Source organism: Fictibacillus macauensis ZFHKF-1, from assembly GCF_000269865.1.
Lineage (GTDB): Bacteria > Bacillota > Bacilli > Bacillales > Fictibacillaceae > Fictibacillus_C > Fictibacillus_C macauensis.
In genome coordinates this window covers 22016-48689 of sequence record NZ_AKKV01000041.1, presented here as the reverse complement: position 1 = coordinate 48689, position 26674 = coordinate 22016, and the positions used below count along the sequence as shown (strand labels likewise).

At 42.3% G+C, this 26674-nt stretch carries 31 protein-coding genes and 1 other annotated feature; all 31 genes read left to right on the top strand.

Annotated features, from left to right (window positions below; genetic code table 11):
- Nucleotides 1-7 precede the first annotated feature (7 nt).
- Complete coding sequence (gene epsC, locus A374_RS17475) at nt 8-658, top strand: serine O-acetyltransferase EpsC (protein WP_040340714.1); 651 nt, start codon at nt 8-10, stop codon at nt 656-658.
- Nucleotides 655-2055: a cysteine--tRNA ligase gene (gene cysS / locus A374_RS17470; RefSeq protein ID WP_007203572.1), complete on the top strand. Its 1401-nt coding sequence runs from the start codon at nt 655-657 to the stop codon at nt 2053-2055. The genes epsC and cysS overlap by 4 nt, the downstream gene beginning before the upstream one ends.
- 3 nt (nt 2056-2058) lie before the next feature.
- Nucleotides 2059-2463 (top strand): Mini-ribonuclease 3, encoded by a 405-nt coding sequence (locus A374_RS17465; protein ID WP_007203571.1) that lies wholly within the window; start codon nt 2059-2061, stop codon nt 2461-2463.
- An 18-nt stretch (nt 2464-2481) separates the two neighbouring features.
- Nucleotides 2482-3228 carry a 23S rRNA (guanosine(2251)-2'-O)-methyltransferase RlmB gene (rlmB, locus tag A374_RS17460; RefSeq protein ID WP_007203570.1) on the top strand — a complete coding sequence of 249 codons (747 nt, stop codon included), beginning with the start codon at nt 2482-2484 and terminating at the stop codon, nt 3226-3228.
- Nucleotides 3228-3737 carry an NYN domain-containing protein gene (locus A374_RS17455; protein ID WP_007203569.1) on the top strand — a complete coding sequence of 170 codons (510 nt, stop codon included), beginning with the start codon at nt 3228-3230 and terminating at the stop codon, nt 3735-3737. The genes rlmB and A374_RS17455 overlap by 1 nt, the downstream gene beginning before the upstream one ends.
- Before the next feature lie 104 nt (nt 3738-3841).
- Nucleotides 3842-4471: an RNA polymerase sporulation sigma factor SigH gene (gene sigH, locus A374_RS17450; RefSeq protein WP_238535191.1), complete on the top strand. Its 630-nt coding sequence runs from the start codon at nt 3842-3844 to the stop codon at nt 4469-4471.
- A gap of 233 nt (nt 4472-4704) precedes the next feature.
- Nucleotides 4705-4854 (top strand): 50S ribosomal protein L33, encoded by a 150-nt coding sequence (rpmG, locus tag A374_RS20215; RefSeq protein ID WP_007203567.1) that lies wholly within the window; start codon nt 4705-4707, stop codon nt 4852-4854.
- Between the two features lie 129 nt (nt 4855-4983).
- Nucleotides 4984-5190, top strand: coding sequence for a preprotein translocase subunit SecE (gene secE / locus A374_RS17445; protein WP_007203566.1), 207 nt, complete (start codon nt 4984-4986; stop codon nt 5188-5190).
- 84 nt (nt 5191-5274) lie between these two features.
- Nucleotides 5275-5808 (top strand): transcription termination/antitermination protein NusG, encoded by a 534-nt coding sequence (gene nusG, locus A374_RS17440; RefSeq protein WP_007203565.1) that lies wholly within the window; start codon nt 5275-5277, stop codon nt 5806-5808.
- A gap of 169 nt (nt 5809-5977) precedes the next feature.
- Entirely contained in the window at nt 5978-6403 is a 426-nt protein-coding gene (gene rplK / locus A374_RS17435) for a 50S ribosomal protein L11 (protein ID WP_007203564.1), read from the top strand.
- A gap of 209 nt (nt 6404-6612) precedes the next feature.
- Nucleotides 6613-7314, top strand: coding sequence for a 50S ribosomal protein L1 (gene rplA, locus A374_RS17430; RefSeq protein ID WP_007203563.1), 702 nt, complete (start codon nt 6613-6615; stop codon nt 7312-7314).
- A 42-nt stretch (nt 7315-7356) separates the two neighbouring features.
- Nucleotides 7357-7510, top strand: a sequence feature (ribosomal protein L10 leader region).
- A gap of 39 nt (nt 7511-7549) precedes the next feature.
- The gene (gene rplJ / locus A374_RS17425) at nt 7550-8050 is read left to right on the top strand and encodes a 50S ribosomal protein L10 (RefSeq protein WP_007203562.1); all 501 of its coding nucleotides are present in this window, start codon (nt 7550-7552) and stop codon (nt 8048-8050) included.
- 54 nt (nt 8051-8104) lie between these two features.
- A complete protein-coding gene (rplL, locus tag A374_RS17420) occupies nt 8105-8470 on the top strand; it encodes a 50S ribosomal protein L7/L12 (RefSeq protein WP_007203561.1) in 366 nt (121 codons plus the stop codon).
- 109 nt (nt 8471-8579) lie between these two features.
- Nucleotides 8580-9182: a class I SAM-dependent methyltransferase gene (locus tag A374_RS17415; protein ID WP_007203560.1), complete on the top strand. Its 603-nt coding sequence runs from the start codon at nt 8580-8582 to the stop codon at nt 9180-9182.
- 266 nt (nt 9183-9448) lie between these two features.
- Nucleotides 9449-12991: a DNA-directed RNA polymerase subunit beta gene (rpoB, locus tag A374_RS17410; RefSeq protein ID WP_007203559.1), complete on the top strand. Its 3543-nt coding sequence runs from the start codon at nt 9449-9451 to the stop codon at nt 12989-12991.
- Between the two features lie 30 nt (nt 12992-13021).
- Nucleotides 13022-16639 carry a DNA-directed RNA polymerase subunit beta' gene (gene rpoC / locus A374_RS17405; RefSeq protein WP_007203558.1) on the top strand — a complete coding sequence of 1206 codons (3618 nt, stop codon included), beginning with the start codon at nt 13022-13024 and terminating at the stop codon, nt 16637-16639.
- Between the two features lie 81 nt (nt 16640-16720).
- Nucleotides 16721-16969, top strand: coding sequence for a 50S ribosomal protein L7ae-like protein (locus A374_RS17400; RefSeq protein WP_007203557.1), 249 nt, complete (start codon nt 16721-16723; stop codon nt 16967-16969).
- Nucleotides 16970-17082: 113 nt separating this feature from the next.
- Complete coding sequence (rpsL, locus tag A374_RS17395) at nt 17083-17505, top strand: 30S ribosomal protein S12 (RefSeq protein ID WP_007203556.1); 423 nt, start codon at nt 17083-17085, stop codon at nt 17503-17505.
- A gap of 46 nt (nt 17506-17551) precedes the next feature.
- Nucleotides 17552-18022, top strand: coding sequence for a 30S ribosomal protein S7 (gene rpsG / locus A374_RS17390; protein ID WP_007203555.1), 471 nt, complete (start codon nt 17552-17554; stop codon nt 18020-18022).
- Nucleotides 18023-18103: 81 nt separating this feature from the next.
- Nucleotides 18104-20182, top strand: a complete 2079-nt coding sequence (gene fusA, locus A374_RS17385) for an elongation factor G (protein ID WP_007203554.1) — start codon at nt 18104-18106, stop codon at nt 20180-20182.
- A 113-nt stretch (nt 20183-20295) separates the two neighbouring features.
- Complete coding sequence (gene tuf, locus A374_RS17380; protein ID WP_007203553.1) at nt 20296-21486, top strand: elongation factor Tu; 1191 nt, start codon at nt 20296-20298, stop codon at nt 21484-21486.
- 427 nt (nt 21487-21913) lie between these two features.
- Nucleotides 21914-22222 (top strand): 30S ribosomal protein S10, encoded by a 309-nt coding sequence (gene rpsJ / locus A374_RS17375; protein WP_007203552.1) that lies wholly within the window; start codon nt 21914-21916, stop codon nt 22220-22222.
- Between the two features lie 54 nt (nt 22223-22276).
- Entirely contained in the window at nt 22277-22915 is a 639-nt protein-coding gene (gene rplC / locus A374_RS17370; RefSeq protein ID WP_007203551.1) for a 50S ribosomal protein L3, read from the top strand.
- Between the two features lie 17 nt (nt 22916-22932).
- Complete coding sequence (gene rplD, locus A374_RS17365; RefSeq protein ID WP_007203550.1) at nt 22933-23556, top strand: 50S ribosomal protein L4; 624 nt, start codon at nt 22933-22935, stop codon at nt 23554-23556.
- On the top strand, nt 23556-23840 hold the full coding sequence (rplW, locus tag A374_RS17360) for a 50S ribosomal protein L23 (RefSeq protein ID WP_007203549.1): 285 nt from the start codon (nt 23556-23558) through the stop codon (nt 23838-23840). Before rplD ends, rplW begins: the two co-directional genes overlap by 1 nt.
- Nucleotides 23841-23855: 15 nt before the next feature.
- Nucleotides 23856-24686 carry a 50S ribosomal protein L2 gene (gene rplB, locus A374_RS17355; RefSeq protein ID WP_007203548.1) on the top strand — a complete coding sequence of 277 codons (831 nt, stop codon included), beginning with the start codon at nt 23856-23858 and terminating at the stop codon, nt 24684-24686.
- Nucleotides 24687-24743: 57 nt separating this feature from the next.
- On the top strand, nt 24744-25022 hold the full coding sequence (rpsS, locus tag A374_RS17350) for a 30S ribosomal protein S19 (RefSeq protein ID WP_007203547.1): 279 nt from the start codon (nt 24744-24746) through the stop codon (nt 25020-25022).
- A gap of 19 nt (nt 25023-25041) precedes the next feature.
- Nucleotides 25042-25383, top strand: coding sequence for a 50S ribosomal protein L22 (gene rplV, locus A374_RS17345; protein ID WP_007203546.1), 342 nt, complete (start codon nt 25042-25044; stop codon nt 25381-25383).
- Between the two features lie 2 nt (nt 25384-25385).
- Nucleotides 25386-26045 carry a 30S ribosomal protein S3 gene (rpsC, locus tag A374_RS17340; protein ID WP_007203545.1) on the top strand — a complete coding sequence of 220 codons (660 nt, stop codon included), beginning with the start codon at nt 25386-25388 and terminating at the stop codon, nt 26043-26045.
- 1 nt (nt 26046) lies between these two features.
- On the top strand, nt 26047-26481 hold the full coding sequence (gene rplP, locus A374_RS17335) for a 50S ribosomal protein L16 (protein ID WP_007203544.1): 435 nt from the start codon (nt 26047-26049) through the stop codon (nt 26479-26481).
- A complete protein-coding gene (rpmC, locus tag A374_RS17330) occupies nt 26471-26674 on the top strand; it encodes a 50S ribosomal protein L29 (RefSeq protein ID WP_007203543.1) in 204 nt (67 codons plus the stop codon). Before rplP ends, rpmC begins: the two co-directional genes overlap by 11 nt.

Below are 26674 nucleotides of genomic sequence, written 5' to 3'. Positions count from 1 at the left end.
TGGTTTTGTGTTTCGGCGTATGAGGGAGGATATTCAAGCGGTTTTTAATAATGACCCTGCGGCTCGAAGTACGATGGAGGTTGTTTTAACATATTCGGGGTTGCATGCTGTTTGGTCGCACCGGGTGGCGCACTCGTTGTTTAAACGAAAGTTGTTTTTTATGGCGAGGGTTGTGTCTCAGGTGAGTCGTTTTTTTACAGGGATTGAAATACACCCAGGTGCAGTGATTGGTCGCCGTTTTTTTATTGATCATGGTATGGGGGTTGTGATTGGGGAAACCTGTGTAATAGGAAATGATGTTACTATATATCAGGGAGTAACACTTGGTGGTACTGGTAAAGAAAAAGGGAAGCGGCATCCAACATTAGAGGATCATGCACTTGTTGCGACTGGCGCAAAAGTTTTGGGCTCTATTACAATTGGGAAACATTCTAAAGTAGGAGCGGGCTCTGTCGTGTTACGAGATGTGCCACCTAATTCGACGGTTGTTGGGATTCCTGGCAGAGTCGTTGTGCAAGATGGGATGAAGGTTGGCAATGATCTTGATCACTGTAATTTACCTGATCCAGTTGCAGAGCGATTTCGTGAAATTCAAGAAGAGATGGAACAAATGAAAGAAGACATACAAATGTTAAGGAAGGGTAGTGATGTTCTATGAGTATCATGATTTATAATACATTAAGTCGACAAAAAGAAGCATTTGTCCCGTTAGAGGAAGGCAAAGTTCGTATGTATGTTTGTGGACCGACTGTTTATAATTACATTCATATCGGAAATGCGCGACCAGCTATTGTGTTTGATACTGTAAGACGCTATTTGGAATATCGCGGCTATGAAGTAAAGTTCATTTCTAACTTTACGGATGTAGATGATAAATTGATTCGAGCAGCTAAAGAACTCGGTACAGATGTGCCAACAGTTGCTCAACGCTTTATTGATGCATACCATGAGGACGTGTGCGCACTTGGTGTGAAAGAGGCTCATCATCATCCTCGTGTAACAGAAACGATGCCAGAAATTATTGATTTTATTGCACAGTTAATTGATAAAGGCTACGCTTATGAATCACAAGGCGATGTGTATTTTAAAACACGTGCTTTTAATGGCTATGGTAAGTTGTCTCATCAATCAATCGATGATCTTCGTTCGGGAGCACGTATTGAGGTTGGTGACATTAAACAAGATCCGCTTGATTTTGCACTATGGAAAGCGGCAAAAGACGGGGAAATCTTCTGGGAAAGCCCATGGGGCAAAGGTCGTCCGGGCTGGCATATCGAGTGCTCGGCTATGGCTAAAAAATATTTAGGCGATTCCATAGATATTCACGGCGGTGGTCAGGATCTCGCTTTCCCTCATCATGAGAATGAGATTGCACAATCTGAGGCATTAAATGAAGTACCGATGGCTAAGTATTGGATGCATAATGGGTATATTAATATCAATAACGAAAAAATGTCTAAATCCCTCGGGAATTTCGTCCTTGTTCATGACATGATCAAAGAGCTAGATCCTCAGGTGATTCGTTTCTTTATGATGGCGGTTCACTATCGAAACCCGATTAACTTTAATAACGAGTTATTAGAAAGTGCAGAGGTAAGTTTTACAAGGATTAAGACGGCATATGAAAATGTAAAACATCGCTTAGAGATCAGTGCTAACTTGGCAGATGATGCACAGGAATGGGAAACAAAATTACAACAGTTTAAATTGCGCTTTATAAAAGAGATGGATGATGATTTTAATACCGCTAATGCCATTTCTGTTCTATTCGATATAGCACGTGAAGCAAATGTTTACTTGCAATCCGAGCATACATCCTCTACTATTCTCTCAAGCTTTATTACGTTATTTGAAGAGATTACAGAAGTTCTTGGGCTGTCCCTGTCCGCTGAAAAAGAGTTATTGGATGAAGATATTGATGCTCTCATTCAAGAGCGAAATGATGCGCGTAAAAACCGTAACTTCGCACGAGCAGATGAAATTCGCGATCAATTAAAAGCGCTGAATATTATTTTAGAAGATACGCCACAAGGTGTGCGCTGGAAGAGGCAGTAAACGATGAGCAAACAGCTTTCACAGGGTGATATGAAGCAGCTAAGTGGCATGACGTTAGCTTATATGGGAGATGCGGTGCTGGAGACTTTTGTCCGGCACCACCTCATTTCCTCCGGCCAAGTAAAGCCGAACCGCCTTCATACGCTTGCGACGCAATATGTATCAGCGAAGGCTCAAGCTGCTGTTGTTCGCCGGCTATTGGACGAGCAGTTTTTTGATGAAGAAGAAGTAGCGGTTATTATGAGGGGACGCAACGCTAAGCAAGGTTCGATACCAAAGAATACAGATTTGCAAACGTACCGCTACGCCACTGCATTTGAAGCCATCATTGGCTATCATCATTTACTTGAAAATGAAGAACGTCTTCAGATTATTTTTGAAAAAATCGTATTGTATATTGAACAATAAAAGAAGGGAGCGATCACAATGAGCGAAGAGTTTATTATCGGTAGAAACCCCGTGCTTGAAGTGCTGCGTTCGGGAAGAGATATTAATAAAATTTTTGTAGGTGAAGGTTCGCAAAAAGGGCCGATCAGCCAGGTTATTCATTTAGCAAAGGAAAACAATGTACTTGTTACATTTGTGCCAAAGCGTAAGTTAGATACGTTAAGTGATGGAGGGAATCACCAAGGGGTGGTTGCGGCAGTTGCAGCGTACGAATATGCAGAAATTGATGATCTGTTTGCATTAGCTAAGAAAAAAGAAGAAGAGCCATTTTTCATTATTCTCGATGAATTAGAAGACCCTCATAACCTTGGTTCGATTATGAGAACAGCGGATGCCGTCGGAGCGCACGGTATTATTATTCCTAAACGTCGAGCGGTGGGCTTAACAGCTGCAGCCGCTAAAGCGTCTACAGGTGCAATTGAATACATACCGGTAGTACGTGTAACAAATCTTGTTCAAACGATGAAAGAGTTAAAAGATCGTGGATTATGGTTTGTTGGAGCAGATATGAAAGGAACAGAAGATTATCGAGAGGCGCGTCTCGATATGGCCATTGGACTCGTCATCGGTAGTGAAGGAAAAGGAATGGGGCGTCTTGTAAGAGATACGTGTGATTTCCTCGTATCGCTTCCAATGAAAGGAAAGGTTACTTCGTTAAATGCATCTGTGGCAGCAGGGCTGTTAATGTATGAAGTATACCGTCATCGCCATCCTGTAACACCATAATGAAAACCCTGTTGCTTGTGGACGGCTACAACGTAATTGGCGCTTGGCCAGAGCTAAGGGAGCTGAAAGATCAGGATTTTGCAAAGGCAAGAGATTTCCTAATCGAAAAGATGGCAGAGTATCAAGCTTATACAGGATTTCAAGTTGTTGTCGTCTTTGATGCTCACATGGTAGCCGGCACGGAAAAAAAGACGAAGAATTATAAAGTAGAAGTTATTTTCACACGTGAAAATGAAACGGCTGATGAACGGATTGAACGATTAGCGATAGAGTATAAGAGCATTAATACACGAATTTATGTTGCGACATCAGATTCAACAGAACAATGGGTCGTATTCGCTAAAGGTGCACTTCGCAAGTCAGCAAGAGAATTAAAAATTGAAATGGATGACATTGAACGAAAAATTGAGCGAGAAGTCCGCCAGTCCTTTGATCGCAACGGAAGCGGGCTATCGCTGTCGGAGGAAGTTGCGGAAATTTTCGAAAAATGGAGAAGAGGTCAAAAATAAACAATCTTGACGCATTTTTCTCTTATGCTGTATAATATTGTTATATTTTGCCTTGTACTTGGGCTCTGACGGAGGGGTTGTCGTTGAGCATTTACCTCAAAGAAATGACGGTTCTGGATTATGAACAGATTGAAGATGAAAGTCTGGTAGAACATGTCCATGAAGGAGACGGCGCTGCGCTTGAGTTTTTGATTAACAAGTACAAAAATTTCGTTCGCGCCAAAGCAAGGTCTTATTTTCTCATCGGAGCAGACCGAGAGGATATTGTTCAGGAAGGCATGATCGGACTCTATAAAGCGATCCGTGATTACAAGGAAGACAAGCTATCATCCTTTAAGGCGTTTGCCGAACTGTGCATTACAAGGCAAATGATAACGGCGATCAAAACCGCCACAAGACAAAAGCACATTCCATTAAATTCCTACGTCTCGTTGGACAAGCCAATTTACGACGAGGAATCGGATCGCACGTTGATGGATGTTATTTGCGGACCGAAAGTAACCGATCCGGAAGAACTTATTATCAATCAGGAAGAATTTGACGACATTGAACTAAAGATGGGCGAGATTTTAAGTGATTTAGAGCGTAAAGTACTTATGTTGTATTTAGATGGTCGCTCTTATCAAGAAATTTCCGTCGATCTAAATCGTCATGTGAAATCCATTGATAATGCTCTGCAACGTGTGAAACGAAAGCTTGAAAGGTATTTAGAGCTTAGAGAAATTACGCTGTAATTTTTGTAAGATGATTTTCGTGAGAAACTTTTAGGAGCAGGGAAACCCCCTGCTTTCTTTTTTTACAGTTTAAATTCTCGAATCCTTTAAAAACAAAGGTGAAGCGGAAGGGTCGCAGCCCTTAATCGTCGCTCCGACCTTTATTGACAAGCGTTTTGGGCTGTGATAATGTGGTAAAAGTAATATAAGATATATCGTGGATGAGTGGGTCTATAAGCTCGGAAGGTGTTAGTATGCGAAAAAAAGTCATTTTAGCCTGCGGGCAATGTAGCAGCAGGAATTATACCACCATGAAAAATCAGGCAGAACATCCTGAACGGATTGAGGTTAAAAAGTTTTGCAGCCATTGCAACGCACATACTTCCCACAAAGAAACGAAATAAGAGAACTTACTCTAAGCAAGTAAGAATCTTACGCCAAGTTTAATATAAGTTGCTTTTAGTGCTGAGAATGATTCGGCTACGAGCGCTCTTTCTTGCACATATATCATTACGTTAATGGGGGTAGTCAAAATGGCTGACGTTGCTGAAAAAACAAGAAAATCGCCTGTTAAGTTTTTATCTAATGTGAAGAAGGAAATGAAGAAAGTCACATGGCCAACACGTCAAGAGTTGTTCCGTTATACGCTTGTGACAATTCTTACCGTATTATTGATGGCTGTTTTCTTATGGGCAGTAGATCTTGGTATTTCCAAGTTGCTTGAGCTTTTTATGAAATAAGCTGATTATATAGAATTAGAACTGGATACACTGCTAGCAGTAGATCCGTTTAGGAGGGAAAGGACACGGGTTGTCCCGATGAATATGGAAAAAAACTGGTACGTCGTTCATACTTATTCAGGGTATGAAAACAAAGTGAAAACGAACCTGGAAAAGCGCGTAGAATCAATGGGGATGACGGACAAGATCTTTCGTGTGCTCGTCCCTGTAGAAGAAGAAACTGAAGTGAAAAACGGCAAAACAAAAACAGCGATGAAGAAAGTTTTCCCTGGTTATGTTTTGACGGAAATGATCATGACGGATGATTCTTGGTATGTTGTGCGTAATACGCCAGGTGTGACGGGATTTGTTGGTTCAGCAGGAGCTGGTTCAAAACCAACGCCATTATTGCCTGAAGAGGTTGAGCACATCTTAAAAGGAATGGGCTTAGAAGAGCCGCGTATTGAAGTTGATTACGAAATCAAAGAATCTGTACGCGTTAAAGAAGGTCCGTTTGCTGACTTTGTCGGAACAATTGAAGAAATTGATCCAACGAAGCGTAAACTTAAAGTTCACGTTAATATGTTTGGCCGCGAAACGCCGGTTGAATTGGACTTTACACAAGTTGTCAAGCTTTGAAAATGAAGGAATTTTAAAAAAGCTTGAAATACATTAGAAATAGTGTTAGACTTTTCTATGTTTGATATTTCTAAACAAACGGCTTTCTCTGAGTGAAGAGGAAGCGTATTTTTGAGTGGGAGGGTATTATACCCATATACCACATCACGGACTTAAGGAGGTGTGTCGCGTGGCTAAAAAGGTTATCAAAATGGTAAAGCTTCAAATCCCTGCTGGTAAAGCAAATCCGGCACCACCGGTTGGACCTGCACTAGGACAAGCTGGTGTTAACATCATGGGATTCTGTAAAGAGTTTAACGCTCGTACTGCTGATCAAGCTGGTTTAATTATTCCGGTTGAAATCACGGTTTTCGAAGACCGTTCATTTACATTCATTACAAAAACTCCGCCAGCTGCTGTTCTTTTAAAAGTAGCTGCAGGAATCGAGTCTGGTTCTGGTGAGCCAAACAAGAAAAAAGTTGCGACTGTAAAACGTGATAAAGTTCGCGAAATTGCAGAAACAAAAATGCCGGATCTAAACGCTGCAAACGTAGAGTCTGCAATGCGTATGGTTGAAGGTACAGCACGCAGCATGGGAATTGTCATCGAAGACTAATTCTATTGCTACACGAGGGTTGCGAGTAAAGGAGACATCCTGCCGATTTATCGGTTCGCAACCTTTATTAATGGAAAGAAAGCAAAAGCGGCAAGGCGAGTGCCATCTTGTTTTTGCCGCAATTGCGTGGCGGTTTCGAATTACGACAACGAATACCGCTTAAGTGGGAGGAATATCCGCTAAACCACATAAAGGAGGAAATTTTCACAATGGCTAAAAAAGGAAAGAAATACCAAGAAGCGGCTAAGTTAGTAGACCGCCAAAAAGCATATGAAGCTGTTGAAGCAATCGAGCTTGTAAAGAAAACAGCAACAGCAAAATTTGATGAGTCAGTAGAAGTAGCAGTTCGTCTTGGGGTTGACCCTAAGAAAGCGGACCAACAAGTTCGTGGCGCTGTCGTTCTTCCACACGGAACAGGTAAAACTCAACGTGTACTCGTATTCGCTAAAGGCGAAAAAGCGAAAGAAGCAGAAGCTGCTGGAGCAGATTTCGTAGGAGATACTGATTACATCAACAAAATCCAACAAGGTTGGTTTGACTTCGACGTAATCGTTGCTACACCTGACATGATGGCTGAAGTTGGTCGTCTTGGACGCGTGCTTGGACCTAAAGGTTTAATGCCGAACCCAAAAACTGGTACAGTAACGTTTGAAGTTGAAAAAGCAGTTAACGATATCAAAGCTGGTAAAGTAGAATACCGCGTTGATAAAGCTGGTAACGTTCATGTTCCAATCGGTAAAGTATCTTTCGAAAACGAAAAACTTGCTGAGAACCTTTCAACAATCATTGAAACGCTTCTTAAAGTGAAGCCTTCTGCTGCAAAAGGGACTTACGTTCGTAACGTAGCGATCGCTTCTACTATGGGACCTGGAATCAAAGTTAACCCATCTAACTTTGCTCTTAAAAAATAGTTGACACACATTTACAAACATGATATAGTTTGTAATGTTGTAAATAAATATTATATCATACCGTAGACAGTAGGTGCTTTTAGGAGCTTAATGGTCCTGCCGAGGTGTGTAGCACAGAAAACGATCGACTATTGATTTGTTATATCTGATACTACGCCTTCATGTCTAACCACGTGAAGGCTTTTCTTATGCTACGGTGTGAAAAGAACATAACTATTCTACAGGAGGTGTAAGGATGAGCAGTATTCTTGAAACTAAGAAGCAATTGGTTTCTGACATCGCTGGACAACTTCGTGAAAGCAAATCAACAATTCTTGTTGACTATCGCGGACTTAGCGTTGCGGCAGTAACTGAACTTCGTAAACAGCTACGTGAAGCAGGGATTGAGTTCAAAGTATACAAAAATACAATGACTCGCCGTGCTGCGGATGAAACTGGCTTATCTGAGCTTAACGAGCATCTAACTGGTCCTACGGCAATTGCATTCAGCAATGACGACGTAGTAGCTCCAGCTAAAATCCTTAACAATTTTGCTAAGGAAAACGAAGCTCTTGAGATCAAAGCTGGCGTAATCGAAGGCCGTGTTGCAACAGTTGAGGAAGTTAAAGCACTTGCAGATCTTCCATCACGCGACGGACTTCTTTCTATGGTACTCAGCGTGCTTCAAGCGCCAATTCGCAACTTTGCGTTGGTTACTAAAGCCGTTGCAGAACAAAAAGAAGAACAAGGCGCATAAGCCTTTCGTATTCAATAAAAAACTAAGATTTAACTAACTAAGGAGGAAATTATAATGTCTAACGAGCAAATCATTGAAAGCTTAAAAACGATGACTGTACTTGAACTTAACGACCTAGTTAAGGCAATTGAAGAAGAATTTGGTGTAACTGCTGCTGCTCCTGTAGCTGTAGCTGGTGGAGCTGCTGGTGGAGACGCTGCAGCTGAGAAAACTGAGTTCGACGTAATCCTAACAAGCGGTGGAGCTTCTAAAATTAAAGTTATCAAAGTAGTTCGTGAGCTTACAGGCCTTGGTCTTAAAGAAGCTAAAGAACTAGTTGATGGCGCTCCTAACACTGTTAAAGAAGGCGTTGCTAAAGACGAAGCTGAAGAAATCAAAGCTAAACTTGAAGAAGTTGGAGCTTCTGTAGAAGTTAAGTAATTTTACACTTTTAATTAAAAGGTTCGCCTTCCAAGGCGAGCCTTTTTATATGAATGCTACTTTTGGTAATACTGATAGAAACAATTCCTTCAAGAAAGGAAGCGAGACAATGAGTGGGCATTATTATTCTGAACGTCCAGAAGTGAAGAGCGATCGCAAACGTTGGGCATTTCCGCTAAGAGGTCATACGTATACCTTTATATCGGATGCTGGTGTTTTTTCCAAAAAAGAAGTGGATTTTGGGAGTCGCCTTCTAATTGAATCGTTTGTTATGCCTGAAGTGGATGGTACTATTCTTGATGTAGGTTGTGGCTATGGGCCGATTGGCATTTCGCTTGCAAAAGAATTTAGCGATCGTAATGTACTGATGGTTGATATTAACGAACGAGCTGTTGACCTTTCTCGAGAAAATGCTGCTCTTAATGGAGTAAGTTCGATTGAGGCGCGTAAAAGTAGTTTGTTTGAAAATGTGCAAGAAAGTGACTTTGCGGTAATTTTATCTAACCCGCCAATTCGTGCCGGTAAAAAGGTCGTACATCAACTTTTTGAAGATGCAGAGCGTAAACTTCGTGCAGGTGGAGAGCTTTGGATCGTTATTCAAAAAAAACAAGGAGCGCCATCGGCGATTGAAAAACTTGAAAGTCTATTTGATGAAGTAGAAACAGTGCAAAAAAGCAAGGGTTATTTTATTATTAAAGCGATAAAACGTTGACTCTATATGTAGTCTATGCTAATATTATAAAATGCCAATGAATCCATATTTTCTGCCTTTGTGTCAAAATGCAGTGAAACACTCGATATTACTATGTTTTGAGCGTATATCAAGAGGATAATTTGGGCAAAATTATATAATCTGTTGCTTTAATGAAATTGCGGTTTTTTTAAAACCCTTTTTCTTTTTGTCTTTCTGGCATTCTCTACTAGAGTGTTAGAGTATACAGGAACAAGAAAAAACGCTGGATTTGAGGGGTGAATCAGTTGACAGGTCAACTAGTTCAGTTTGGACGCCACCGCCAACGAAGAAGTTACGCGAGAATTAGTGAAGTACTTGAATTACCAAATTTAATTGAAATTCAAACTGCTTCCTATCAATGGTTTCTTGATGAGGGACTGCGTGAAATGTTCCAGGACATTTCGCCGATTGAGGACTTTACAGGCAATCTTGTGCTAGAGTTTATTGACTATAGCCTTGGAGATCCGAAATATCCTGTAGAGGAATCGAAAGAGCGTGATGTAACTTATGCTGCGCCGCTTCGCGTAAAGGTGCGTCTCATTAATAAAGAGACAGGCGAAGTCAAAGAGCAAGAAGTATTTATGGGAGATTTCCCGTTAATGACAGATACAGGCACGTTTGTGATCAACGGAGCTGAACGTGTAATTGTTTCTCAGCTTGTTCGTTCACCGAGTGTCTACTACAGTGAAAAAATCGATAAAAACGGTAAAAAGGGATTCACTGCCACTGTTATACCAAACCGCGGTGCCTGGCTTGAATTTGAAACAGACGCTAAGGATATAGTATATGTGCGCATTGATCGCACGAGAAAAATTCCTATTACCGTATTGCTTCGTGCATTAGGGTTTGGATCTGATCAAGAAATCATCGACTTGCTCGGTGAAGATGAGTATTTAAGAAATACGCTTGATAAAGATAATACAGAAGGTACAGAAAAAGCGTTGCTAGAAATCTATGAGCGTCTTCGCCCTGGTGAACCACCTACGGTTGATAACGCAAAGAGTTTATTAGACTCCCGCTTTTTCGATCCTAAACGCTATGATCTTGCTAGCGTAGGACGCTATAAAATCAACAAAAAACTTCATATTAAAAACCGTTTGTTCAACCAAAAGCTTGCTGAAACACTGGCTGATCCTGAAACAGGAGAAATCATTGCAGAAGCAGGAACATTGCTTGACCGTCGTACGCTGGACAAGGTTCTTCCTTATTTGGAAAATGGAATCGGGTTCCGTCACGTAACGCCAGCAGGTGGTGTAGCGGAAGATCAAGATGTTCCGATCCAATCTATTAACATTTATGCACCAGATGATGTCGAAGGTGAACGTATCATCAAAGTCATCGGTAACACAAATGTTGATAAATCAGTGAAGAATATTACGGTTTCAGATATCATCGCATCTATTAACTACTTCTTTAACTTGCTTCATAGTGTAGGTAACACGGATGATATTGATCACCTTGGGAATCGTCGTCTTCGTTCTGTAGGCGAACTTCTTCAAAATCAGTTCCGTATCGGTCTTTCTCGTATGGAACGTGTGGTTCGTGAGAGAATGTCTATTCAAGACACAAACTCTATTACACCACAAGCATTGATCAATATTCGCCCGGTTATTGCTGCGATTAAAGAGTTCTTCGGAAGCTCTCAGCTTTCTCAATTTATGGATCAAACGAACCCGCTTGCGGAACTTACGCATAAGCGCCGTCTATCAGCTCTAGGGCCAGGTGGACTTACACGTGAGCGCGCAGGAATGGAAGTTCGTGACGTTCACTATTCCCACTACGGGCGTATGTGTCCAATTGAAACGCCAGAGGGACCAAATATCGGTCTTATTAACTCCTTATCAAGTTATGCAAAAGTAAACGAATATGGTTTCATTGAAACACCATATCGTCGCGTTGATCCGGAAACAGGGAAAGTTACTGGCCGCATCGATTACTTAACGGCTGATGAGGAAGATAATTACGTAGTAGCGCAAGCAAACTCACGTCTAGGTGATGATGGCGAATTCTTAAACGAAGACGTTATCGCTCGTTTCCGTGGTGAAAACACGATCGTAAAACGCGACCGTATTGACTACATGGACGTATCTCCTAAACAAGTTGTATCCGCTGCGACTGCTTGTATTCCGTTCTTAGAAAACGATGACTCCAACCGTGCCCTAATGGGAGCGAACATGCAACGTCAAGCTGTTCCACTAATGGTGCCAGAAGCGCCAACAGTCGGAACGGGTATGGAGCACGTTTCGGCAAAAGACTCCGGTGCTGCAGTTATTTGTAAGTACGAAGGAATTGTCGAAAAAGTAACAGCGAAACAAGTTCAAGTCCGCCGTATTGAAATGGTGGATGGTCAAGAAGTTAAAGGCCAGCTTGATCGCTACAACTGCTTGAAATTTATTCGTTCCAACCAAGGAACGTGCTATAATCAGCGTCCAATCGTTAGCAAAGGCGACCGTGTCGTTAAAGGCGAAATCCTTGCTGACGGACCTTCTATGGAAAAAGGAGAACTTGCGCTTGGTCGTAACGTACTCGTTGGCTTTATGACATGGGAAGGTTATAACTATGAGGATGCTGTCATCATGAGCGAACGTCTTGTTAAAGACGATGTTTATACATCGATTCATATTGAAGAATACGAATCAGAAGCTCGTGATACAAAGCTAGGACCTGAAGAAATTACACGTGATATTCCGAACGTCGGTGAAGAAGCACTTCGCAACTTAGATGACCGTGGAATCATTCGTGTAGGTGCAGAAGTAAAAGACGGTGACATTCTCGTTGGTAAAGTAACGCCTAAAGGTGTTACAGAGCTAACAGCAGAAGAACGTTTATTACATGCAATCTTCGGTGAAAAAGCACGTGAAGTTCGTGATACATCGCTTCGTGTGCCTCATGGTGGAGACGGAATCATCCTTGATGTGAAAGTCTTTAATCGTGAAGATGGTGACGAGCTACCTCCGGGCGTGAATCAGCTTGTTCGTGCGTATATCGTACAGAAGCGTAAAATTCACGAAGGAGATAAAATGGCCGGACGCCATGGTAACAAAGGGGTTATCTCCCGCATCATGCCAGAAGAAGATATGCCATATCTTCCAGACGGCACACCAATCGATATCATGTTGAACCCACTGGGTGTACCATCTCGTATGAACATCGGGCAAGTGCTCGAGCTTCACTTGGGTATGGCTGCAAGACAGCTTGGTGTTCACATGGCGACGCCTGTATTTGACGGAGCGCGTGAGGAAGATGTGTGGGAAACAATTGAAGAAGCCGGTATGGCGCGTGATGGTAAAACAGTTCTTTATGATGGAAGAACAGGTGTACCGTTTGATAACCGTGTCTCTGTCGGTGTTATGTATATGATTAAACTCGCTCACATGGTTGACGATAAGCTTCATGCTCGTTCCACTGGACCATACTCACTTGTTACGCAACAGCCGCTTGGTGGTAAAGCACAATTTGGTGGTCAGCGTTTCGGGGAGATGGAAGTATGGGCACTCGAAGCATATGGTGCTGCTTACACGCTTCAAGAAATTCTTACAGTCAAGTCCGATGATGTTGTCGGTCGTGTAAAAACGTACGAAGCAATTGTAAAAGGCGAAAACGTTCCAGAGCCTGGTGTTCCAGAATCATTCAAAGTATTGATCAAAGAGCTTCAGTCACTCGGTATGGACGTTAAAATTATGAACGGCGAAGACAAAGAAATTGAAATGCGCGAGCTTGATGATGAAGAAGATCAAGCAAACGAAAAGCTTAATCTAAATCTTGAATCTTACACTGTAAGTGAATAAAAACAGGATATCATAAGGGAGGTTTGCTCCTTGATAGACGTAAACAATTTTGAGTATATGAAAATAGGCCTCGCTTCTCCAGACAAGATTCGTTCTTGGTCTCGTGGAGAAGTGAAAAAACCTGAAACGATCAATTACCGTACATTAAAACCCGAAAAGGATGGCTTGTTCTGTGAACGTATTTTCGGCCCTCAAAAGGACTGGGAATGCCACTGCGGAAAATACAAGCGTGTTCGTTATAAGGGTGTAGTATGTGATCGTTGTGGCGTTGAAGTAACTCGCGCGAAAGTTCGACGTGACCGTATGGGTCACATCGAGCTTGCTGCGCCGGTTTCTCATATTTGGTATTTCAAAGGAATACCAAGCCGTATGGGTCTTGTACTCGATATGTCTCCAAGAGCACTGGAAGAAGTCATTTACTTTGCATCTTACGTGGTGACAGATACGGGTGAAACGCCGCTGGAGAAAAAACAGCTGCTTTCTGAAAAAGAATACCGTTCTTATCGTGAAAAATACGGTCAAGGATTTACGGCGCAAATGGGTGCAGAAGCCATTCGTCGACTCCTTGAAGACATCGACCTTGTAAAAGAAGTCGATCTTCTAAAAGAAGAGCTGAAAACAGCACAAGGACAACGTCGTACGCGTGCGATTAAGCGCCTTGAAGTGCTAGAAGCGTTCCGCCATTCAGGCAATGAACCTTCTTGGATGATTCTTGATGTGCTTCCTGTTATTCCGCCTGAGCTACGCCCGATGGTACAGCTTGACGGAGGACGTTTTGCAACATCTGACCTGAACGACTTATACCGTCGTGTAATCAACCGTAACAATCGCTTGAAACGTCTCTTAGATTTAGGCGCACCGAACATTATCGTTCAAAATGAAAAGCGTATGTTACAAGAAGCAGTTGATGCATTGATTGATAACGGTCGTCGTGGTCGTCCGGTAACTGGTCCGGGTAACCGTCCATTAAAATCTCTTTCTCATATGTTGAAAGGGAAACAAGGACGTTTCCGTCAAAACCTTCTTGGTAAGCGTGTTGACTACTCTGGACGTTCGGTAATCGTAGTAGGACCTCACTTGAAAATGTATCAATGTGGTCTTCCGAAAGAGATGGCTCTTGAGCTCTTTAAGCCTTTCGTAATGAAGGAGCTTGTAGCAAAAGGTCTAGCTCATAATATTAAGAGTGCAAAGCGTAAGGTTGAACGTGTTCAGCCTGAAGTATGGGACGTTCTTGAAGATGTTATTCGTGAACATCCGGTTCTTCTAAACCGTGCACCAACACTTCACAGACTCGGAATTCAAGCGTTTGAGCCAACATTAGTAGAAGGACGCGCGATTCGTCTTCACCCACTCGTATGTACAGCCTACAATGCTGACTTTGATGGTGACCAAATGGCGGTCCACGTACCTTTATCTGCAGAAGCGCAAGCTGAAGCACGTATTCTAATGCTAGCTGCTCAAAACATCTTGAACCCGAAAGATGGTAAACCAGTAGTTACACCGTCACAGGATATGGTTCTTGGTAACTATTACTTGACGATGGAACGCGCCGGCGCCATTGGTGAAGGATCTGTGTTTAAAGACGCTAATGAAGCAATCGTTGCTTACGAAAATGGATACGTTCATCTTCATAGCCGTATTGCTGTTCCAGTAACGTCGTTAGATAAATTATCATTTAAGGAACATCAGAAGAGCATGATGTTAATGACGACAGTTGGTAAGCTTCTCTTTAATGAGATTCTTCCAAAGTCTTTCCCTTATATTAACGAACCGACGACTGCGAACTTGCAAATTGAAACACCTGAGAAGTACTTCCTTCCTCAAGGGGCGGATATTAAAGCAGAAATCGCTAAACAAGATGAGATTTCAGCATTTAAGAAAGGTATTCTTGGGAAAATCATTGCAGAAGTCTTCAAACGCTTTAAAATTACAGAAACGTCTAAGATGCTTGATCGCATGAAAGATCTTGGATTTAAATATTCTACAAAAGCTGGTATTACTGTTGGTGTATCTGACATCGTTGTATTACCAGAAAAGCAAGGGATCCTTGATATCGCTGAAGATAAAGTTACGACTGTAACGAAACAGTTCCGTCGTGGTTTAATCACAGAAGATGAGCGCTATGAGCGTGTTATCGCGATTTGGAGCCAAGCAAAAGATGAAATTCAACAAAAACTGATGCTGACGCTTGATAAGAGAAACCCAATCTTCATGATGAGTGACTCTGGAGCGCGTGGTAACGCATCTAACTTTACGCAGCTTGCGGGTATGCGTGGTCTCATGGCCAACCCGGCTGGTAAAATTATCGAGTTACCGATCAAATCAAGTTTCCGTGAAGGTCTAACTGTACTCGAGTACTTTATCTCGACGCATGGTGCGCGTAAAGGTCTTGCCGATACGGCCCTGAAGACAGCTGACTCAGGTTACTTAACACGTCGTCTTGTAGACGTAGCACAAGATGTAATCGTTCGTGAGGATGATTGCGGAACAGACCGTGGTCTGAAAGTTGCTGCTATTAAAGAAGGCAATGAAGTCATTGAAAACTTGTATGAGCGCTTAGTCGGTCGTACATCGTATAAAACAATTACACATCCAGAAACAAATGATGTGATTGTTAGCAAGAATGAGCAGATTACGGAAGATATGGCAGCTGCAATCGTAGATGCTGGTATCGAAGAAGTAACACTTCGTTCTGTATTTACTTGTGATACACGCCATGGCGTATGTAAAAGATGTTACGGACGCAACTTGGCGACTGGATCCGACGTTGAAGTTGGTGAAGCAGTTGGTATTATCGCTGCACAGTCGATCGGGGAACCAGGAACACAGCTTACAATGCGTACGTTCCATACAGGTGGGGTAGCCGGAGACGATATCACGCAAGGTTTACCACGTATCCAAGAATTGTTTGAAGCGCGTAACCCGAAAGGGCAAGCGATCATTTCTGAACTTGAAGGAACCGTTATTTCGGTCAATGAATCGAAAGAAAAACGTGAAATTCTTGTTCAAGGTGAGATTGAAACAAGAACATATACAGTGCCATACGGCTCTCGTATTAAAGTCGCGGAAGGCGAGCAAGTAACGGCTGGACACGTACTGACAGAAGGTTCAATCGATCCGAAAGAATTGATTAAAGTTAAAGGTGCAGAAGGCGTTCAAGAATACCTTCTTCGTGAAGTTCAGAAAGTATACCGTATGCAAGGGGTAGAAATCGGAGATAAGCACGTTGAGGTTATGGTTCGTCAAATGCTTCGTAAAGTACGTATTATCGACGCTGGTCACACAGACGTATTGCCTGGTGCACTGCTTGATATTCATGTATTTACAGATGTTAACCGTAAAGTACTTCTACAAGGTGGAATTCCTGCAACAGGACGTCCGGTCTTGCTTGGTATTACGAAAGCATCCCTTGAAACTGAATCATTCTTATCAGCTGCATCCTTCCAAGAAACAACTCGTGTTCTTACAGATGCTGCTATTAAAGGAAAACGAGATGAACTTCTCGGCCTTAAAGAGAACGTTATTATCGGTAAGTTGATTCCAGCAGGTACAGGTATGTCTCGTTACAGAAATGTAGCAGTAGACTCTCCAATTACGGAAGAATCTGAAGCTAGCATGGAAGAGACAGCGTTAGTCTCGCAAGAATAGCAAGAGAAGTGTTGACATCGGGAGCACTAAAGTGATATTATATCCTAGTGCTCCTAAGATTTGTTACTTTGGAGGATACCGATGTCTTATGATAAAGTGACACAGGCTTCTGAATGTATCGTAGGAACGAAGCAAACCATTAAGAGTTTGCAAAACGGAGAAGTAAAAGAGCTCGTCGTTGCAGATGACGCCGATCCTCGTGTAACGAGTAAAGTATTACAGATTGCGCAGGAGAAACTTGTCCCGATTACGAAAGTCGATTCCATGAAAAAGCTTGGAAAAGCTTGTGGAATTGATGTAGGAGCCGCAACTGTTGCTATAAAAGGATAAATTAAATGTTTTTGCGACGCCCTGCGTGGCCTCTCGCAAAAACTTTCTTTTGTCCAAAGATGAACCACCTGGTTCAGTGGTCTTGAAAAATGGAAGGAAGGAGGAAACCATCAATGCCTACTATTAACCAATTAGTTCGTAAAGGCCGTGAGTCTAAGATTAAAAAATCTGATTCTCCAGCTCTTAACAAAGGTTACAACAGCTTCAAAAAAGCTCAAACAAACGTTTCTTCTCCACAAAAACGTGGAGTTTGTACTCGTGTAGGTACAATGACACCGAAGAAACCGAACTCGGCTCTTCGTAAATATGCTCGTGTACGTCTAACTAACGGAATCGAGGTTACTGCTTACATCCCTGGGATTGGGCACAACCTACAAGAGCATAGTGTTGTACTTATTCGTGGCGGACGCGTAAAGGATTTACCGGGGGTACGTTACCACATCGTTCGTGGTGCGCTTGATACTGCTGGTGTTACTAACCGTATGCAAGGTCGTTCTAAATACGGTACTAAACGTCCAAAAGAAGCTAAGAAGTAAGTTGATTTACTAAAATAAAAACTATATCGAGAAAGGAGGGGACACAATGCCTCGTAAAGGAGCTGTTTCTCGTCGTGATGTATTGCCTGACCCTATTTACAAGTCTAAACTTGTAACTCGTCTCATCAACAAAATTATGATTGACGGTAAAAGAGGGGTAGCGCAAACGATTCTTTATAACGCGTTTGATCTTATTAAGGAACGTACAAACACTGAGCCTATGGAAGTGTTTGAACAAGCCCTTAAGAACATCATGCCTGTTCTTGAAGTTCGTGCTCGTCGTGTTGGTGGTGCTAACTACCAAGTACCAGTTGAAGTTCGTCCAGAGCGTCGTACGACTCTAGGCCTTCGTTGGTTAACTAATTACGCTCGTCTTCGCGGAGAAAAGACAATGGAAGAACGTCTTGCGAACGAAATCATGGATGCTGCTAACAATGCTGGAGCATCAGTGAAAAAGCGTGAAGATATGCATAAAATGGCGGAAGCAAACCGTGCGTTTGCTCACTACCGCTGGTAAGAATGATAAGAGACAGTTCTTTAGCTGTCTCTATCACACTATAAAAAAATATTTCCTACGTATAGGAAAGGAGAGAATTTCATGGCAAGAGAATTCTCCTTAAACAATACGCGTAATATCGGGATCATGGCTCACATTGATGCTGGTAAAACAACGACTACTGAACGTGTACTTTACTACACAGGTCGTATCCATAAAATTGGTGAAACTCATGAAGGAGCTTCACAAATGGACTGGATGCCACAGGAGCAAGAGCGCGGAATCACAATTACGTCCGCTGCTACAACTGCTCAGTGGAAAGGTCACCGTATCAACATCATTGATACTCCTGGACACGTAGACTTCACGGTAGAAGTAGAACGTTCACTTCGCGTATTAGACGGAGCGGTAGCTGTACTAGATGCACAATCTGGTGTAGAACCTCAAACGGAAACTGTATGGCGTCAAGCAACAACATACGGTGTTCCTCGTGTAGTATTTGTAAACAAAATGGATAAAATCGGAGCTGACTTCTTGTACTCCGTAAAAACAATCCATGATCGTCTTGGAGCAAATGCGCATCCAATTCAACTTCCAATCGGAGCTGAAGATCAGTTCTCAGCTATCATCGATCTTATCGAAATGAACGCTGTGTTCTACGGTAATGATCTTGGTACAGAGATTGAAGTAGGCGAAATTCCTGCTGAACATCTTGAACTTGCTGAAGAATGGCGTGCTAAGCTTGTTGAAGCAGTAGCTGAACTTGACGAAGAATTAATGGAAAAATACTTAGAAGGCGAAGAAATTACAAAAGAAGAGCTTAAAGCAGGAATCCGTAAAGGTACTTGTAACGTTGAGTTCTATCCTGTAATTTGTGGATCTGCATTCAAAAACAAAGGTGTTCAGCTTATGCTTGACTCCGTTATTGACTTCCTACCTTCTCCAGTAGATGTTCCTGCAATCAAAGGTACACTTCCTGATTCTGAAGAAGAAGTAGAACGTGTTTCTGACGATAATGCACCATTCTCTGCACTTGCGTTTAAAGTTATGACTGATCCTTTCGTTGGTAAATTAACTTTCTTCCGCGTGTACTCTGGTACATTAAACTCTGGTTCATACGTACAAAACTCTACAAAAGGTAAGCGTGAGCGCGTAGGACGTATCCTACAAATGCACGCAAATCACCGTGAAGAGATTTCTACTGTATACGCTGGAGATATCGCTGCAGCTGTAGGTTTGAAAGATACAACAACTGGTGATACTCTCTGTGATGAGAAAAACCAAGTTATCCTAGAATCTATGGTATTCCCTGAGCCAGTTATCCACTTATCTATTGAGCCTAAATCTAAGGCTGACCAAGATAAAATGGGTATGGCACTTGCGAAACTTGCAGAGGAAGATCCTACATTCCGCACTGAAACTGACGAAGAAACTGGTCAAACGATTATCGGTGGTATGGGTGAGCTTCACCTTGACGTACTAGTTGATCGTATGAAACGTGAATTCAAAGTTGAAGCTAACGTAGGTGCTCCACAAGTAGCTTACCGTGAAACAATCCGCCAAGCGGCTAAAGTTGAAGGTAAATTCGTACGTCAATCCGGTGGTCGTGGTCAATATGGTCACGTTTGGATCGAATTCGAGCCAGGTGAAGAAGGATCTGGATTCGTATTTGAAAACAAAATCGTCGGTGGTGTTGTTCCTCGTGAATACATCCCAGCGGTACAAAGCGGTATTGAAGAGTCAATGAAAAACGGTATGCTTGCTGGCTTCCCGCTACTTGACCTTAAAGCTCGTATCGTAGACGGATCTTACCATGACGTTGACTCCAACGAAATGGCATTTAAGATCGCTGGTTCTATGGCCCTTAAAAACGCAAAAGCAAAATGTGATCCTGCTATTCTAGAACCAATCATGAAAGTAGAAGTGGTTATTCCAGAAGAGTATATGGGAGACATTATGGGTGACGTAACTTCACGTCGCGGTCGCGTTGAAGGTATGGAAGCTCGCGGTAACGCACAAGTTGTTAAAGCGATGGTTCCACTTTCAGAAATGTTTGGTTATGCAACTTCACTTCGTTCTCGTACTCAAGGACGTGGAACTTATTCCATGCACTTTGATCACTACGAAGAAGTACCTAAATCAATTTCTGAAGAAATTATCAAAAAATCAACTGGAGAGTAAGCTCCCAGTTGTAAGACAGTCGAAATTCATGTAATCTAAAATAGGCGGGAAAACCTGTCTGTTTTAAATAAAAAATAAATGTATTACACATATTTTAAGGAGGAATCTTTCTCATGGCTAAAGAGAAATTTGATCGTTCCAAAACGCATGCGAATATTGGTACTATTGGTCACGTTGACCATGGTAAAACTACACTAACTGCTGCAATTACATCTGTACTTGCTAAAAAATCTGGTAAAGGCCAAGCTATGGCTTACGACCAAATCGATGGTGCTCCTGAAGAGCGTGAGCGTGGGATTACAATCTCAACTGCACACGTTGAGTACGAAACTGACAACCGTCACTATGCACACGTTGACTGCCCAGGACATGCTGACTATGTTAAAAACATGATCACTGGTGCTGCACAAATGGATGGTGGGATCCTAGTAGTATCTGCTGCTGATGGCCCAATGCCACAAACTCGTGAGCACATCCTTCTTTCTCGTCAAGTAGGTGTTCCTTACCTAGTTGTATTCCTAAACAAATGTGACATGGTTGACGACGAAGAACTTCTTGAGCTAGTTGAAATGGAAGTACGTGACCTTCTTTCTGAGTACGACTTCCCAGGAGACGATGTTCCTGTAATTAAAGGTTCTGCACTTAAAGCTCTTGAAGGAGATGCTGAGTGGGAAGCTAAAATCATCGAACTTATGGACGCAGTTGACGAGTACATCCCAACTCCTCCACGTGACACTGAAAAACCATTCATGATGCCAGTTGAGGATGTATTCTCAATCACTGGTCGTGGTACAGTTGCTACTGGACGTGTTGAGCGTGGACAAGTTAAAGTTGGTGACGTAATCGAGATCCTTGGTCTTACTGAAGAGCCAAAATCAACTACTGTAACAGGTGTTGAAATGTTCCGTAAGCTTCTTGATTATGCTGAAGCTGGAGACAACATCGGTGCACTTCTTCGTGGTGTATCCCGTGAAGACGTTGAGCGTGGACAAGTTCTTGCTAAGCCAGGTACTGTAAAAGCTCACACTAAATTCAAATCAGAAGTTTATGTTCTTTCAAAAGAAGAGGGTGGACGTCACACTCCATTCTTCTCTAACTACCGTCCTCAGTTCTACTTCCGTACAACTGACGTAACAGGAATCATTCAACTTCCAGAAGGAACTGAAATGGTTATGCCTGGAGACAACATCGAAATGACTGTTGAACTTATCGCTCCAATCGCGATCGAAGAAGGAACTAAGTTCTCTATTCGTGAAGGTGGACGTACTGTAGGTGCTGGAGTAGTAGCTACAATCCAAGAATAGTCTTTATTGATAAGAAAAAGCATCCCAATCTGGGGTGCTTTTTTTGCTTTTATTTTCAAGGTTGGTTTTAAGGGATGCTGAACAGTGAATGAACCAATCATTGTTAATCATCAAGAAGATCATAACGCGCTTCTTTATATAGAAGAAACGCGACTTCCATTCTGTGGAATCCATCATATATCCTTGCATTTCTTAATTGAGGCTACTATAATAAAACAGGTATGTGACCAATAAAAAAATATTTATAAGAATTACTTGCACTCTGGGCAACTTTTCTCTATAATAAGTAATGTTGGTCATTCATTTGCGATGATCCGGAAGGTTGCTGACACACCCGGCCCCATTGCCATGGCGGATGACAGTCAGGTTAAATTTCCGTGGGAGTAATGTCTGTTTATCAAAATGGGCGAATAAAGGAGGGAAAATAATGGCAAAGCAAAAGATTCGTATCCGATTAAAAGCGTATGATCATAGAATTCTTGATCAATCTGCTGAGAAAATTGTTGAAACAGCAAAACGTTCTGGTGCAAAAGTATCTGGACCGATTCCACTTCCAACTGAGAAGGCTGTATACACAATCCTTCGTGCTGTGCACAAATATAAGGATTCTCGTGAGCAATTTGAAATGCGTACACACAAGCGTTTGATCGATATTATTGAGCCAACACCACAAACTGTTGATTCATTAATGCGTTTGGATCTACCGTCTGGTGTAGACATTGAAATCAAACTATAAGCAATCGTGAGATATTATATAAAAAACATTAAACAATCACAGGAGGTGTGACTAATGGCCAAAGGAATCTTAGGAAAAAAACTTGGAATGACTCAAGTGTTCGCAGAAAACGGAGATCTTATCCCTGTTACTGTCGTTGAAGTTACTCCAAACGTTGTTCTTCAGAAGAAATCTTCAGAAAATGACGGTTATGAAGCGATCCAATTAGGATTTGATGACAAGAAAGAAAGCACTGTGAACAAGCCTGCTAAAGGACACGCTGCTAAAGCTAACACAAACCCTAAGCGCTTCGTTAAAGAATTCCGTAATGTTGACGCTACGGAATATGAGGTTGGTCAAGAAGTCAAGGTAGACATTTTTGCAGAAGGTGACGTTGTAGACGTAACTGGAACATCTAAAGGTAAAGGATTCCAAGGTGTTATTAAACGCCACGGACAATCCCGCGGACCGATGAGCCATGGTTCTCGCTATCACCGTCGTCCTGGTTCTATGGGTGCAGTTGACCCTAACCGTGTATTCAAAGGTAAAAACTTACCTGGACGTACAGGCGGAGAGCAAATCACTGTTCAAAACTTAGAAGTAGTAAAAGTTGACGCTGAGCGTAACTTACTTCTAATTAAAGGTAACGTACCTGGAGCGAAAAAGAGCTACGTTACAATCAACTATGCTGTAAAAGCAAAAGAAGCTAAATAAGAAGGGAGGATACATCGATGCCTAAAGTAGCTATTTTCAAGCAAGATGGTACTCAAGCCGGCGACCTAGAGCTTAACGCTTCCGTTTTCGGTATTGAGCCAAACAAAAATGTATTATTTGATGCTGTAGTAATGCAGCAAGCTTCACTTCGCCAAGGTAACCATGACGTGAAAAACCGTTCTGAAGTTGCTGGTGGTGGACGTAAGCCGTGGAAACAAAAAGGGACTGGACGTGCTCGTCAAGGTTCTATCCGTTCTCCACAATGGGTTGGCGGTGGAGTTGTTTTCGGACCGACACCTCGTAGCTATTCTTACAAACTACCTAAGAAAGTTCGTCGTTTAGCGATTAAATCCGCACTTTCTTCTAAGGTTATCGATAACGATCTAGTAGTACTTGATGCTCTTTCTTTTGAAGCACCAAAAACAAAAGATATGAAGAAAGTACTTGAAAATCTATCCGCAGATCGTAAAGCTCTTGTTGTAACAGGCGATTTCAACGAATTCGTTGCTTTATCTGCCCGCAACATCCCTGGCGTAACAGTCGTTACGGCATCTGGTGTTAACGTGCTTGATGTACTGAAACACGACAAGCTTGTTATGACAAAAGACGCTGTGGAAAAAGTAGAGGAGGTGCTTGCATAATGGATGCACGCGATATTATTAAGCGCCCCGTAATTACAGAGCGTTCTACTGACATTATGGCTGACGGTAAGTACACTTTCGAAGTGGACACTCGTGCGACAAAGACTCAAATCAAGTTTGCACTAGAAGAAATTTTCGGAATTAAAGTTGCATCAGTAAACACTGCGAACTACAAAGGGAAATTCAAACGTGTAGGTCGTCACAGTGGTTACACTGCTAAGCGTAAAAAGGCGGTTATCACTTTAGCTCCGAACAGCAAAGAACTCGAAATTTTCGAGCAGTAAGGGAGGGAAACTTAAATGGGTATCAAAAAGTTTAAACCGATCACTAATGGTCGTCGTGGTATGACTCAGTTAGACTTTGCTGAGATTACTACTAATAAACCAGAAAAATCATTGCTTGCTCCACTTAGCAAAAAAGCTGGACGCAACAACCAAGGTAAACTTACAGTTCGTCACCAAGGTGGAGGACACAAACGTAAATACCGTATCATCGACTTTAAACGTAACAAAGATGGAATACCAGGACGCGTTGCTACGATCGAATACGATCCAAACCGTACGGCTAACATCGCACTAATCAACTACGTTGATGGTGAAAAACGTTACATTCTTGCTCCTAAAGGCTTAGTAGTAGGTCAAGAAATCATGTCTGGTACTGAAGCAGACATTAAAGTAGGGAACGCGCTACCACTAGCAAACATCCCTGTAGGTTCTACAATCCACAACATCGAGCTTCAACCTGGTAAAGGTGGACAGCTTGCTCGTTCTGCTGGAGCTAGTGCTCAACTTCTTGGTAAAGAAGAAAAATACGCGCTTGTTCGTTTAGGTTCTGGAGAGGTTCGTATGATCCTTTTAACTTGCCGTGCAACAATCGGTCAAGTTGGTAACCTTGAGCATGAACTAGTAAACGTAGGTAAAGCTGGTCGCTCTCGCTGGATGGGTATCCGTCCAACAGTTCGTGGTTCTGTAATGAACCCTAACGATCACCCACACGGTGGTGGTGAAGGACGCGCTCCAATCGGACGTAAATCACCAATGTCTCCATGGGGTAAACCAACTCTTGGATTCAAAACTCGTAAGAAAAACAAATCTACTGACAAGTACATCGTACGTCGTCGTAAAAAATAACGTGTTTGTCCTACGGTTCGCTCGAACCGTAGCGCATTCGCGAAGGGAGGTTCACGTATGGGTCGCAGTTTGAAAAAAGGACCTTTTGTTGATGACCACTTAATGAAAAAAGTTGAAAGCATGAACGAAGCCAACGACAAGAAAGTCATCAAAACTTGGTCTCGTCGCTCAACGATTTTTCCGGAATTCATCGGACACACTTTAGCAGTATATGATGGACGTAAGCACGTACCGGTTTATGTTACAGAAGACATGGTCGGACACAAGTTAGGTGAATTTGCACCAACTCGTACTTACAAAGGTCATGCCGCTGATGATAAGAAAACAAGACGTTAATTGAGGGGAGGTACACCAAATGCAAGCAAAAGCTGTTGCTAAACAAGTGCGTATTGCTCCTCGTAAAGCGAGAATTGTTATCGATTTGATTCGAGGTAAGCAAGTAGGCGAAGCACTTGCGATTCTACGCCTTACTCCGAAAGCTGCATCTCCAGTGATCGAAAAGGTATTAAAGTCTGCAATCGCAAACGCGGAACACAACTATGAAATGGAACCAAACAACCTTGTGGTATCATCTGCATTCGTAGATGAAGGCATTACGTTAAAACGTTTCCGTCCTCGTGCAATGGGACGCGCAAGCCGTATTAACAAGCGTACTAGCCACATCACTATCGTTGTTTCTGAAAAGAAGGAGGGATAATTGTGGGTCAAAAAGTAAATCCAATAGGACTTCGTATTGGCGTTATCCGTGACTGGGAATCTAAATGGTACGCAGACAAAGACTACGCTGATCTATTACACGAAGATCTTAAAATTCGTCAATACATCGAAAAACGCCTTAAAGACGCATCTGTTTCCGGTGTGGAAATCGAACGTGCGGCTAATCGCGTTAACGTAACAATTAAAACTGCTAAACCTGGTATGGTTATCGGTAAGGGCGGTACTGAAGTTGAAGCACTTCGTAAAGCACTTAACGAACTTACTGGCAAGCGTGTACACGTAAATATCTTTGAAATCAAGCAAGCAGACGTTGATGCTAAACTTGTTGCTGAAAACATTGCTCGTCAATTGGAAAACCGTGTTTCTTTCCGTCGTGCGATGAAACAAGCGATGCAACGTTCTATGCGCGCTGGTGCAAAAGGTATTAAAACAGAAGTATCTGGCCGTCTTGGCGGAGCAGATATCGCTCGTTCAGAATCTTACAGTGAAGGTACTGTTCCTCTTCATACACTTCGTGCAGACATCGATTATGGTACTGCTGAAGCAGACACTACGTTCGGTAAACTTGGTGTAAAAATCTGGATCTACCGTGGGGAAGTCCTTCCAACTAAAGGAACGAAAAAAGAGGAAGGAGGCAAATAATATGTTATTGCCAAAACGTGTTAAATACCGTCGTGAACATCGCGGGAAAATGCGCGGACGTGCAAAAGGCGGAACTGAAGTAGCATTCGGTGAATTCGGTCTTCAAGCAACTGAAGCTTCGTGGATCACAAACCGTCAGATTGAAGCAGCTCGTATCGCGATGACTCGTTACATGAAACGTGGCGGTAAAGTATGGATCAAAATTTTCCCATCTAAACCTTACACAGCTAAGCCTCTAGAAGTTCGAATGGGTTCCGGTAAAGGGGCACCAGAAGGATGGGTTGCTGTAGTAAAACCAGGAAAAATTATGTTTGAAATCGCTGGTGTATCTGAAGAAGTAGCTCGTGAAGCTCTTCGTCTTGCTGCACACAAGCTTCCTGTAAAATGTAAGTTTGTAAAACGCGAAGAAGTGGGTGGTGACACTAATGAAGGCTAATGAAATCCGTAACTTGACCACTGCTGAAATTGAACAAAATGCTAAGTCTTTGAAAGAAGAGCTTTTCAATCTTCGTTTCCAACTAGCTACAGGTCAATTAGAAAACCCTGCCCGAATTCGTGAAGTTCGTAAAGCAATTGCCCGTGCAAAAACTGTTTTACGTGAAAGAGAGCTAGGGATTACTAACGCTTAA